The organism is Thiomonas islandica, from assembly GCF_055383445.1.
Genome location: NZ_AP042391.1, coordinates 292,492 through 304,460, shown reverse-complemented (window position 1 = coordinate 304,460; position 11,969 = coordinate 292,492). Strand labels below are relative to the sequence as shown.

Here is an 11,969-nt window from a genome sequence, read left to right as displayed (position 1 = left end):
GGAATAAACGATGCAGAACTTAGCTGTGCGTAAGGTGGGCTTGCTAATGCGGTATTTTTCTGCAGCGTTTTTTGTTGCGATTCTGTCTGCCTGTGGCGGAGGCAAAGGCACGGTTGCGACGGCACCGCCGTCCACACCGAATCAGATGCCCATATTCGTTGAGATATTCAATTCGAACAACCCATTTCCGAATCGGCCCTATGTCTCCGTGATGGTGTGTGACACGCAGAACAATTGCCAAGACATAGACCATGTATTGCTCGACACCGGTTCGACTGGTTTACGCATCATGCCAGGTGTGTTGAATCTAAAGTTGCCAGCGCAGGTCTATACAAATGGTGACCCAGTAGCCGAATGCATGCAATTTGGTGCCGGGTACTTCTGGGGGGCTCAACGGATTGCGACTATCAAGATGGCTGGAGAGGTGGCAGCTAACATCCCAGTGACTGTGGCGGGGGATTCGAGCATCCCTGTCAGCGCGCCTCCTGGATGCGCAGCGAAGAGTAGCAACGCCATCGATGGGTTGCCCGAGTTCAAAGGAATTCTGGGTATAGGGCCGCAAAAAACCGACTGTGGCATCAGTTGTGAGCAGTCGAACGCAGCGCAAATGTATTTTTCTTGCCATGGTGGACGCACGGGCAGTTGCAATGCCGTGACCATGCCCATCGCAATGCAAACCTCAAACCCAGTAAGTCAATTTGCTACAGATAATAATGGGACCGTGATAACCTTTCCTGCCGCTGCTGGAAGCCAGAGCAGGATGACCGGTACGCTCATCTTCGGTATCGGAACACAAGCCAACAATAGCTTGAGCGGACTGCAGGTTTATCATTCCAGTGTCCCAGGGGTTGAATTTCCTCTGCTTGCTGCGAACATTGCTGGAGTTGCAAGTTTTGCGTTTTTAGATACAGGAACGAATGCCTACGTTTTGGCGCAGACGGGAAGCCCAGTTATCAATAGCCGCCCTCCATTCTTGCAGGCTGTATCAGGTCTAGCAGTCTGCGGTCAATTGGGAGGGCCATATTGTCCGTCTACCTCGTCTACGATACAAATCCGTTTGAATGGCAGTAACGGTAATCCTACCAGCTGGCAAACGATTACCCTTGCCGATCCAACTGCGGCATTTCAGAATAGTTTGGCGGTGATTCCGACGCTTGCATTACAGAATTCAGATTTCTTCCCTGGCTATTCTATTTTGGGACTCCCATTTTATTTTGGTAGAACGGTTGCGACTGCGATATCCGGCGCAAAAACAAGCTACGGAGTTGGCCCGTACTGGGCATTTTAGAAAATATTTGTAAATTGAATAGTGATTTATTATTTGGCTGCATCTAGCCTGATAGCAGTTTGCGATTTTGGGGGTTCTATGAGAACTTTTATTAAACAATCCGTTTATATCATCGGTGGTTTGGTTGTTGCGGCGATTCTTGCTTCCTGTGGTGGTGGAGGTACTGGCAGTGCTGGTACGCCGCTACTCGGTAGTAAAAATACCAACACTGCGACGTTGCAATGGTTGGCACAAGGAAAGCTCAATCCTTCCTTGGTTCCCATGAATGTCCCTGTGACAGTCGTTTACCAACAACTTGATCCTTATCAACATCCTGTTCCTGGGCAGGTCGTTACGTTCTACGTAAGTAACCCCTCGCTAGTACAGTGTTTTTCACAAACTACGCCCCCAACTTTCAATCCTTCTTGCACAGCCTCGACGGATTCAAACGGGATGGCGCAAATGATTATTCAAGCGACACCACTTAATGCCGCCGGTACGATATATCCAAGTGTAAGTTTTTCGATTCAGGTTGTGACCTCGCAAGTCCCGGTAACGGTCAGTCCATCTGCTAGCAAGCCATTCCAATTTGCTAGTGCTGTGCAGTATTCCAAACAGACTACCTTGATTGGCTCGCCAATAGGCTGGACCTTCGTACCTTTGCAATAAATTGAAGTAATCATCCAAAATTGAGGTAACCGCCATGAAAATGAGCCATAAAAACGTGCTGCTCTCGGGTGCGTGCGCTGTGCTGATGTCTGGGTGCGGTGGCGGTGGGGGTACGCCGACTCCTTCCTATAATTCAACTATCGCTCAACCTAGTTTACCAGGTACCGTTGTGCAGGTTCTTCAGAGTAGCGCCGGAGGGCTTTCGGTAATTCCTGCCAACAATGATGGTAGTTACAATATTACAGATACCACGCCTGTGGTCGTACAAGCGCAAACTACACAGGGATTGAGTCAATCGGTTCTCTGGGGATTCTCGGCAACTGATGGATCTGGGCTTAATTATGCTCCTTTGAGTGCTGGCGGATACCAAATCGCCGGCTCTACCGATCCGATTTTGAGGCAAATCGGATTTGCCGGTCTGGCAACTGTTCCTAGTTCTATCTCTAATCCTACAGGTGGTTTGCCTCTTGAATTTAGGTCTCTCATTGCACCAGGGGGAACACTTATTCTCGGTCTTGGGAATAACCTCACTGTTGCATCTGCTCCGTTTCAGGCGAACGTTGTTTTCCGAGTGGTAAGTGCCTACGCAGGGAAGTGGGCTGTTTCTTATACATCGGCTGGTGCTATTCCTGCTTATTCGGGTACATGTCAAATCAATGTATCGGCTTCCGGAGTTGTATCGGGGTCTTGTAATGATGCTACCCTGGGCACGTTCCAAGTAACCGGGCGAGATTACGGTTCTGGTAATGCTATGGGATTGCAATTTCAAGATGTTAGGGGTGTGATTAACTTTTTCTCTGGCATTTCACCGGTATCTTTGGATTCACTTCAGGGAAAAACAAATATTTTTGTTGACGCTAACAGTACAACAACAAGCGGTACGGCAGGCTCGAATTCTAATTCAGTGACGAGCATTTATGCAGAGGATCCGTTTGCCTGTCAACTTATTCCTGGAGGCCAGTTTATTCAGATTGCGAATCCTTCGACTTGCTCGTCTACTTATACAATTTTGTTTCAATCAAACACGAGCTCATCTTCAGCACCTGCGGCCCCACCACCAGGTGGTACCACTTCCAGTACCAGTGGTTCAAATGGCACTGGAATACCGGTGACTTGGACGGCGACGAGAACATCCTGATTGGACGTGTCGCGCATCTATCTCGTCGGTCTCATGGGCGCTGGCAAAACCACCGTGGGTCGCACGCTCGCGCAACGAGTCGGCCTTCGGTTCATCGACAGCGACCATGAGATCGAGCGCGAGCAGGGTTGCACGATTTCCACGCTGTTTTCTCGGCTGGGCGAGGCGGGATTTCGCGACATTGAGGCGCGTGCCATTGACGCGCTGACGCGGCTTGAGGGCATCGTGCTTGCCACCGGGGGTGGTGCGGTGCTGCGACCGGAAAACCGCAAGGCGCTGCGCGAGCGCGGAACCGTGGTCTATCTGCGTGCCAGCGCGGATGATCTGGCGCATCGCCTGCGGCATGATCGCAGCCGTCCGCTGCTGCAGCACGGCGATGCGAGAGCCAAGCTGCATGAACTGTTCCGCGTGCGCGATCCCCTGTATCGCGAGACTGCGCATTTCGTCATCGATACCGGGCGCCCCTCTGCCGTACTGCTGGCGAATATGGTGCAGATGCAGCTGGAACTGGCCGGGGTGTTGCCGACATCGGGTGAGGCGTCCTGATCTCGTTGCGGGCGCCACCGGTGTATGCGTTTTGGATGCAGACCTCCGCGCGACGTCGTGCGTTCTAGGGTCGGAGGTGCGTGCCGCCCTTCCTACAATGGCGGTATCTCCCCGACAGGACTGCCCATGACCACTGTCCGTATTGCGCTTGACCGTCGCGCGTATGACATCCGCATCGCCCCCGGCCTGCTGGGCGACCCCGAGGTGTTCGCCCCGGTCGCGGCGCGCCAGGCCACTGCGCTGATCGTCAGCAACACCACCGTGGCGCCGTTGTATGCGGCCCGGCTTGAGCGCAGCCTGGCGCCGCATTTTTCCCGCGTGCTGCATTGCGTGCTGCCCGATGGCGAGCAGTACAAGACCTGGCAGACGCTCGACCAGATTTTCACTGACCTGCTGCGCCACCAGTGCGACCGCAAGACGACGCTGTTCGCACTCGGCGGCGGGGTGATCGGCGACATGACCGGGTTTGCCGCAGCCAGCTACATGCGCGGGGTGCCCTTCGTGCAGGTGCCCACCACGCTGCTGGCGCAGGTGGATTCTTCGGTGGGCGGGAAGACCGCGATCAACCATCCGCTGGGCAAGAACATGATCGGCGCGTTCTACCAGCCCCGGCTGGTCGTGGCCGATCTGTCCACATTGCACAGCCTGCCGGCGCGCGAGCTGTCGGCCGGTCTGGCCGAAGTCATCAAGCACGCGGTGATCGCTGATGTCGACTTCCTGGCCTGGCTCGAAGCCCACATCGACGTGCTGATGGCGCGCGACGATGCAGCGCTGGCCAAGGCTGTGGCGCGCTGCTGCCGCATCAAGGCGCAGGTGGTGGCGCAGGATGAGACCGAAGCCGGGCTGCGCGCCATTCTCAACTTCGGCCACACCTTCGGCCACGCCATCGAGGCGGGCATGGGTTACGGCAACTGGCTGCATGGCGAGGCAGTGGGCGCCGGTATGGTGCTCGCTGCGGACCTGTCGGTGCGGCTGGGGCTACTTGAGCGCCGCGATGCCGAGCGTCTGGCGCGGCTGATCGCTCGCGCCGGTCTGCCGGTGCGCGCGCCCGATCTGGGCGTGACGCGGTGGGAACAATGGATGCAGGTGGATAAAAAGGCCGAGGGCGGCGCGGTGCGCTTCGTGCTGCTGCACGGCCTGGGACGGCCGGTGGTGCATGCGGCACCGATGGCCGAGGCGTTGCAAAGCATCGCCGCGCATGTGCAGCCGGGGCTGGTCCCTGCGGTGCACGCTGCATGATCCCCTCTGCGCGTGCCATGCCCGCCGGGCTGGCGTCCTGGGCCTGCACCGAGGCCACCTCGCGCGGCCGCGCGCATGCCGAACCGGCCCCGACCGACCGCACCGCCTACCAGCGCGACCGCGACCGCATCGTCCACAGCAGCGCGTTTCGGCGTCTGGAATACAAGACCCAGGTCTTCCTCAACCACGAGGGCGATCTGTTCCGCACCCGGCTGACGCATAGCCTTGAAGTGGCGCAGATCGCGCGTTCGATCGCGCGGGCCTTGCGGCTCAACGAAGATTTGACCGAGGCGCTCGCGCTGGCGCACGATCTCGGCCACACCCCGTTCGGCCATGCCGGGCAGGACGCGCTGGCCGCCTGCATGCGCCGCGTCGCGCCGGACGGTGGCGGCTTCGAGCACAACCTGCAGTCGCTGCGCGTGGTCGACAAGCTGGAAGAGCGCTACGCCGCGTTCGACGGGCTGAACCTCACCTTCGAGACGCGTGAAGGCATCCTCAAGCATTGCTCGCGGCGCAACGCCGAGCGGCTCGGCGCGGTCGCGGCGCGCTTTCTGCACGGCGGGCAGCCGAGCCTCGAGGCGCAGATCACCAATCTGGCCGATGCCATCGCCTACAACAACCACGACATCGACGACGGGCTGCGCGCCGGGCTGATCGATCTCGACGAGCTGCAGACCGTGCCGTTTTTCGCTGGCCATCTCGATGCGGTGCGGCGCGCGTATCCCGGCGTGGCCGGCAAGCGCCTGGTCGGCGAGACCATCCGCCGCATGATCTCGGCGCTGATCGCCGATCTGGTCGCCGAGACGCAGCGGCGGATCGACGCCGCTGGGGTCGACAGCCCCGACGCCGTGCGTGCAAGCCCGCCGCTTGCCGCTTTTAGCGCGCCGGTGCAGCAGCAGCTGCAGCAATTGCAGCAATTGCTGTTGCGCCGGCTCTACCGCCACCCCGAGGTGCTGCGCAACACCACAAAGGCGCAGCGGCTGCTGACCGAACTGTTCGACGCCTACTGCGCCGATCCCCGCCTGCTGCCGCGTGCCTATCAGCGCGACGACCCGGCGCGCCAGCCGCGCGCGATCGCCGACTATCTTGCCGGCATGACCGACCGCTACGCCGTCCGCGAACACCAGCGGCTGTTTTCGCTGCGCGACTGGGTGTGAGCGGCGCAGGCGTGGCGCCTTACCGCCAGGGCAGATCGAGCAAGCCGGTCTGCAGCTGCAGTTGCGCCAGCGCCGCGGCGGCGTTGAAGCGCGCCTGCAGCACCAGACGTGTGGCCTCGAGCGCGCTGCGGCGGGCGAGCAGCCAGTCGGCCAGACCCGCTTCACCAAGCTGGTACGCACGCCACATGCGGTGGCTTGCCTGCGCCTGCGCACGGGCCGAGGCTTCGCTGGCTGCCAGTGCCGCGACCTGCGCCTGCGCGCTGGCGTGCAGCCGCGCGAACTCGGCCTGCGCCTGCGTCTGCGCATCGCGCAGACGCCACTGCGCAGCTTCGGCCTCGGCGAGCGCGGCGCGCTCCTGCGCCACGCGCGCGACGCCGCTAAACGGCACGGCCAACTGCAAGCCGATGATGCGCTCGACGCCGCCTCGGTCCGAGCCGATGTAGGCGCCGACGGTGGGCTGCGGCGTGCGTGCGGCGCGCGCCTGCGCGCTCGCGGCCTGCGCCTTGTGCAGCGCGGCGCGTTGTTCGACCACCAGCGGATTGCGCTCGAGTGCGCGTGCGCGCAGCGCGTCGATGTCGTCCGCGGGCATGACGAGCGGCAAGAGCGGCCCCTGCGGCAGCGCGGCTTCGGCGTCGGGGGCGTGGCTCGCCGTCAAGTCAGCGCCAGACCCGGTCGGCGCGCCGGTGCCGATCTCGCCAGCGCTCGCCGCTGTCGCGGTCTGCGCGGGGTCCAAACCAGTGCGCGGCTTTGCCGCTTCGCCCGGCTTATTTCCCGCCCCGCCGCCGCTTGCTGGCAGGCTGCCGAGCGCGGGATAGCGCGCAAGCAGCGCGGCGCGGCTGCTCGCCGCCTGCCCTTGCGCCAGCAGCAGCGTCGCGCGGGCGCGCGCTTGTTCGGCGCGCAGCTGCTCGAGTTCGAGCTGGCTGGCGTCGCCTGCGGAAAGGCGCCGCATCAGCGTGGTGAGCTGTGCGTCGATGAGTTGCAGATCGTGCCGCGCAAGCTGTGCCTCGGCCTGCGCGCGTTGCGCGGCAAACCAAGCATCGAACAGATCACCAGCCAAACGCTGCCGCGCGGCAGACAGTGTCGCCTGCGCAGCGGTCTGCAGTGCCTCGGCCAGCAGCATGTCGGCCTGCGCCTGCGCCGGCAGACGCAGCTGACGGTTGATCAGCAGTTGCCACTCGGTGTAGCGCCCGCTGTCGGGCAAGACGTCGATGCGCCGCTGCTGCAACTGCGCCTGCGCGGTGAACTCGTTGCTCCCGGCGCGCAGCGCCTCGCCGCTGCTGGTGGCGGCGCGCTGCATCGCCTGCGCGTCGAACAAGGCCGGCGCGCCGGCGAAGGTTTGTGCGAGCGCTGCCGCGCTTGGCAGCGTCGGGCTTGGCAGATCGTCGAGGCTTGGCAGCGTCGGCAGCGTGTGCATCTGGGCGGTGTTGGCCCCGGCGGTGGCGGTTGCGGCAGGCCGCGGCTGGGTGGGAGCGGCGCTTGCCGCGGTTTGGCGGCTGCCAGGCTGCGCGGCTTGAACGGGCCGCGCCGTTGCGCCTGCGGCCAGCGCGCAGGCGAGCGCGGTGCATGCGGCGCGCAGCGCAAGCGGCTTCGGGGGAGTGGGTTGGTGTTTCATGCGGGGTTCTCCGTCTGGGGGCGGATCGAACGCGCTGCCTGCGCTTTGCGCGCGGCAGGCGGCAGGCCGAAGCGGGCGAACAGCAGCGGCAGTAGCACCAGCGTCAGCGCAGTCGAGCTGAGCAGTCCGCCGACGACGACGATGGCCAGCGGTTTCTGGATCTCCGAGCCGGGGCCGCTGGCCGACAGCAGCGGGATCAGGCTCAGCGCGGTGATGCTGGCGGTCATCATCACCGGGCGCAGCCGGCGCATCGCGCCGTCGCGCACCGCCTGCTCGAGTGGTAGCCCGCTGCGCAGCAGTTCGTTGAAATGGCTGACCAGCACGACGCCGTTGAGCACGGCGATGCCCAGCAGCGCGATGAAGCCGACCGAGGCCGGCACCGACAGGTACTGGCCGCTGGCCCACAGCGCGATCACCCCGCCGACCAGCGCGAAGGGGATGTTCGCAAACACGAGCAGCGACTGTCGCAGCGAGCCGAAGGTGGTCATCAGCAGCACGAAAATCAGCGCCAGCGCCACCGGCACGACCAACGACAGCCGGGCTGCTGCGCGCTGCTGGTTCTCGAACTGTCCACCCCACTGCAGCCGCACGCCTTCGGGCAGCGGCACCTTCTGCGCGATCAGCCGTTTGGCCTCGGCGACGAAGCCGACCAGATCGCGCCCGCGCACATTCGCCTGTATCGCAGCAAAGCGGCTGCCGTCCTCGTGCGCGACCAGCACCGGCCCTTGCGTCGGCACCAGGCTGGCGAGCTGCGACAGCGGGTAGGCGGTGCCGTCCGGCGCGGTGATCGACACCTGCGCGAAGGCCTGCGGGTTGGCGCGCAAATCGCTAGAGGCGCGCAGCAGCAGCGGGCTGCGGCGCACGCCTTCGAGCACCATGCCCTGCGGCTGGCCCTCGATCAGCGCGCGCAAATCCTGCTGCAGGCTGTCGACGTCGAACCCTGCGCGCCCGGCGGCGAGCCGGTCGATCTGCACGGTCAGATACTGCACCCCCTCGGGGCGCGCGGCGAGCACTTCTTCGGCACCCGGCACCGTCTTGAGCACCTCGGCCACCTGCTGCGACAGCGCGCCGAGCTGCGTGATGTCGGGGCCGAAAATCTTCACCACCACATCGCCGCGCGCGCCGGTGAGCATTTCCGAGACACGCATCTCGATCGGCTGCGTGAACCCGAAGTCCACGCCGGGAAAGCGTTCGAGTACCTTGCGTATCGCGGCGATCACGTCCTCCTTGCTGCCGCGCCACGGGGCGGTCGGCCCTGAGGCGATGCCTATGGCTTCGCCGCCTCCCGAGGGGGGCAAGGAAACTTGGGGCGGCCCGGCGTTTGCTTGATTCGCGGGCTTGAGCACGAGGAACATATCGGTCTCGTTCAGCCCCATCGGATCCAGGCCGAGATCGTCCGAGCCGCTGCGCGCGACGATCGCTTTGATCTCCGGCACCTCGCGTCGCAGCGCCTGCTGCACGCGCAGATCGAGCGCGGCGGTCGCGCCCAGGCTGATCGACGGCAGCTTTTGCAGCTGCACGATCAGGTCGCCCTCGTCGAGCGTGGGCATGAAGGTTTTGCCCACGCGCGTATACGCCCAGCCGGCGACGAGCAGTGAAACGAGCGCCACGACGACGACCAGGCGCGCATGCGCAAAGCTCCAGTCAAGCATCCGCCGGTAGCCTGCCGAGAGCACGCGCACCAGCCAGGGGTCGCGGTGCGGCGCGGCCTTGAGCAGCAGCGAGGCGAGCACCGGCACGATGCTCAGCGCCAGCAGCAGCGAGGCGGCCAACGCGAACACGATGGTCAGCGCCACCGGACGGAACAGCTTGCCCTCCAGCCCCTCGAGTGTGAGCAGCGGCAGAAAGACGATGGCGATGATCGCCACCCCCGAGAACACCGGCGCGGCGACTTCGCCAACGCCGCGCAGCACACGCAGCACACGCGCGTTCCCCGCGGCGGGCTGGCCGCCAGCGGGCGTGGCGGGCGGCGACTCGGGGTCGTGCGCCATGTGGTTGACCAGGTTTTCGACCACGACCACCGCAGCATCGACCAGCATACCAAGCGCGATCGCAAGCCCACCCAGACTCATCAGATTGGCGCTCAGTCCGAACCAGCGCATGAGCACGAAAGTGGCCAGCGCCGCCAGAGGCAGCGTGACCGCGACCACCAGCGCCGCGCGCCAGTTGCCGAGGAACAGCAGCAGCATGACGATGACCAGCACCACCGCCTCGGCCAGCGCCCGTGTGACCGTACCGACCGCGCGCTCGACCAGCTGGCTGCGGTCGTAGAACACGGCGATGTGCATGCCCTGCGGCAGCCTTGGTTCGAGCTCGGCGATGCGCTCCTTCACACCGCCGATGACCTGCTTCGCGTTCGCCCCGCGCAGCGCGAGCACGATGCCCTCGACCGCCTCGCCGTGGCCGTTGGCGGTGACAATGCCGTAGCGCGTGCTGCTGTCTAGCGTGACCTGCGCGACATCGCCCACGCGCACCGGGGTGCCGCGCACGGTGGCGATGACGGTGTCGCGAATGTCGTCGGCGCCGGCGAACGCGCCCTGCACGCGCACGATGCGCGTTTCCTCGCCTTCGTCGAGCCGTCCGGCGCCGTCGTTGCTGTTGTTGACCTGCAGCGTGCGGCGCAGCTGGTCGAGCGTCAGCCCCCAGGCGGCCAGCCGCGCCGGGTCGGGCTGCACGACGTACGCGCGCGCATCGCCGCCGAGCATGTTCACATCGGCCACGCCGGGCACGGTGCGCAGCACCGGGCGGATCAGCCACTGCAGCGCACTGCGCTTGGCCTCCAGGCTCGCCGGACCCTCGATGGTGAACATGAATACGTCCGACAGCGGCGTCGTGATCGGCGCCAACCCCCCTTGCGCCGAGGCCGGTAGCTCGCCGCGCACGTTCGCAAGCGCCTCGGCGACCTGCTGCCGCGCCCAGTAGACATCGGTGCCCTCGGCGAAATCGACGGTAATGTCGGCAATGCCGTATTTGGATACCGAGCGCACCATGCGCTTGTTGGCGATGCCGAGCACCTCCTGCTCGATCGGCAGCACCACCCGGGTTTCCACCTCCTCGGGCGTCATGCCGGGCGATTTCATGATGATCTTGACCTGCGGCGACGAGACGTCGGGGAAGGCGTCGATCGGTAGCTGGCGCCAGGCGACGATGCCACCTGCCACCAGCGCGAGCATCAGGCCAAGTGTGAGAAGCCGCTGCCGCAGCGCTGTACGGGTGAGCGCGATCAGACTCATGGCGCGACCTCGCCGGCAGCCGCCTTGATCGCCACCACGCTGCTTGCCGCCACGCGCGCGCCCGGCGTGAGCACGCCGCGCACGATCACCGCGTCGTTGAGCCGGGCGACGATCGACACCGGCACGACGCGGAAGCCGCCATTTGTCGCCAGCAGCACTGCGTCATGCCCGCCGATCTGCGTTACCGCCGCTGGTGGCACGCGCCAGCTTCCCGGCGGTGTCGGCAGCGCGATGCGTGCTTGCACCACCGCGCCGGCCTGCAGCGCGCCGGGTTGCGTCAGCCGCGCGCGCACCATCACCGTCTGCCCGGCAGTCAGCGCGGGCGATTTAGCCTGCACCACGCCGCGCGTCTGCTGCGCCGGCACCTCGACCGCAGCGCCAGGTGCGATCGTCTCGGCCTGCTGCGGGCTGGCGTCGATCTCGAGCCAGAGCGGCCCTTGCTGCGCGATGCGCAGTAGCGGCGCGCCGATGTCGAGCCGCTGCCCCGGCAAGGCCGACACCTCCGTGACCACGCCGGCGAGCGGCGCGCGCAGCTGCGCCGCGCCGGTCAGCCCGGCGCCAGCGCCGGCGAGTTTTAGCGCCAACTCACGCTCGGCAAGTAACGCCTGCGCCTCGCTGCTTTGCGCACGGCTGGCGTCGAGCCGAGCGCGCGGCGCAATGCCCTCTTCGACCAGCAGCGTGTCGCGCTGCAACTGCCGCTGCGCCAGCTGCAGCCGGCTTTGCGCCTCGGCGCGCTCGCGCTGCAGCTGCGCGATCTGCGGGCTGCTCAGCTCGGCGACGAGTTGCCCCGGCTTGACCGCATCGCCTGGGCTGACCAGCAGCCGCGTGACCAGCCCAGCGGCCGGGGCCGAGACCACCGCTTGCTGCGCCAGCGGCACGGTCACGCGCGCCGGCAGGTCGATGAACGCGGCGCTGGCCGGCTGCACCGCGGCCAGCCGCACGCCAAGCGCGGTCTGCTGCTCGGCAGAAAGGGGGATGATCGCCGGCCCCGCCGCGACCGCAGCGGGCGGGCCATAGACGAGCGCTAGCAGCGACAGGCTGGCGCAGACGACGCGCAGCCGCGTGCTGCGCGGAAAAACGGCATGGTTCATGGGGGCGTCCCGGCAGC

Annotated in this window: 9 protein-coding genes; 6 read left to right on the top strand and 3 right to left on the bottom strand. The window is 64.7% G+C overall.

The window, feature by feature from the left end:
- Positions 1-10: 10 nt before the first annotated feature.
- The 6 genes from ACZ47F_RS01465 to ACZ47F_RS01440 all read left to right on the top strand — a co-directional run bounded on the left by ACZ47F_RS01465 (position 11) and on the right by ACZ47F_RS01440 (position 6,016).
- Entirely contained in the window at positions 11-1,288 is a 1,278-nt protein-coding gene (locus tag ACZ47F_RS01465) for a DUF3443 family protein (RefSeq protein WP_464925543.1), read from the top strand.
- Positions 1,289-1,321: 33 nt separating this feature from the next.
- Positions 1,322-1,936, top strand: a complete 615-nt coding sequence (locus tag ACZ47F_RS01460) for a hypothetical protein (RefSeq protein ID WP_464925542.1) — start codon at positions 1,322-1,324, stop codon at positions 1,934-1,936.
- Between the two features lie 34 nt (positions 1,937-1,970).
- The gene (locus tag ACZ47F_RS01455) at positions 1,971-3,074 is read left to right on the top strand and encodes a hypothetical protein (protein ID WP_464925541.1); all 1,104 of its coding nucleotides are present in this window, start codon (positions 1,971-1,973) and stop codon (positions 3,072-3,074) included.
- Positions 3,075-3,620 (top strand): shikimate kinase, encoded by a 546-nt coding sequence (locus tag ACZ47F_RS01450; protein ID WP_464925540.1) that lies wholly within the window; start codon positions 3,075-3,077, stop codon positions 3,618-3,620. It abuts the gene before it with no gap.
- Positions 3,621-3,746: 126 nt separating this feature from the next.
- Entirely contained in the window at positions 3,747-4,859 is a 1,113-nt protein-coding gene (aroB, locus tag ACZ47F_RS01445; protein ID WP_464925539.1) for a 3-dehydroquinate synthase, read from the top strand.
- The gene (locus ACZ47F_RS01440; RefSeq protein WP_464925538.1) at positions 4,856-6,016 is read left to right on the top strand and encodes a deoxyguanosinetriphosphate triphosphohydrolase; all 1,161 of its coding nucleotides are present in this window, start codon (positions 4,856-4,858) and stop codon (positions 6,014-6,016) included. The genes aroB and ACZ47F_RS01440 overlap by 4 nt, the downstream gene beginning before the upstream one ends.
- Before the next feature lie 19 nt (positions 6,017-6,035).
- Here the strand turns inward: ACZ47F_RS01440 and ACZ47F_RS01435 are convergent, their stop codons facing one another.
- From ACZ47F_RS01435 to ACZ47F_RS01425, 3 genes are read right to left on the bottom strand one after another with little or no spacing between them, the layout of a single operon-like run.
- The gene (locus ACZ47F_RS01435; RefSeq protein WP_464925537.1) at positions 6,036-7,628 is read right to left on the bottom strand and encodes a TolC family protein; all 1,593 of its coding nucleotides are present in this window, start codon (positions 7,626-7,628) and stop codon (positions 6,036-6,038) included.
- Positions 7,625-10,861, bottom strand: coding sequence for an efflux RND transporter permease subunit (locus tag ACZ47F_RS01430; protein WP_464925536.1), 3,237 nt, complete (start codon positions 10,859-10,861; stop codon positions 7,625-7,627). The genes ACZ47F_RS01435 and ACZ47F_RS01430 overlap by 4 nt, the downstream gene beginning before the upstream one ends.
- Entirely contained in the window at positions 10,858-11,952 is a 1,095-nt protein-coding gene (locus tag ACZ47F_RS01425; protein WP_464925535.1) for an efflux RND transporter periplasmic adaptor subunit, read from the bottom strand. Before ACZ47F_RS01425 ends, ACZ47F_RS01430 begins: the two co-directional genes overlap by 4 nt.
- Positions 11,953-11,969: the final 17 nt, after the last annotated feature.

Excerpts from the sequence above, each read along its gene's own strand:
- ACZ47F_RS01465 (WP_464925543.1), top strand. The coding sequence starts at position 11 with ATGCAGAACTTAGCTGTGCGTAAGGTGGGCTTGCTAATGCGGTATTTT.
- ACZ47F_RS01455 (WP_464925541.1), top strand. The coding sequence starts at position 1,971 with ATGAAAATGAGCCATAAAAACGTGCTGCTCTCGGGTGCGTGCGCTGTG.
- aroB (WP_464925539.1), top strand. The coding sequence starts at position 3,747 with ATGACCACTGTCCGTATTGCGCTTGACCGTCGCGCGTATGACATCCGC.
- ACZ47F_RS01440 (WP_464925538.1), top strand. The coding sequence starts at position 4,856 with ATGATCCCCTCTGCGCGTGCCATGCCCGCCGGGCTGGCGTCCTGGGCC.
- ACZ47F_RS01435 (WP_464925537.1), bottom strand. The coding sequence starts at position 7,628 with ATGAAACACCAACCCACTCCCCCGAAGCCGCTTGCGCTGCGCGCCGCA.
- ACZ47F_RS01430 (WP_464925536.1), bottom strand. The coding sequence starts at position 10,861 with ATGAGTCTGATCGCGCTCACCCGTACAGCGCTGCGGCAGCGGCTTCTC.
- ACZ47F_RS01425 (WP_464925535.1), bottom strand. The coding sequence starts at position 11,952 with ATGAACCATGCCGTTTTTCCGCGCAGCACGCGGCTGCGCGTCGTCTGC.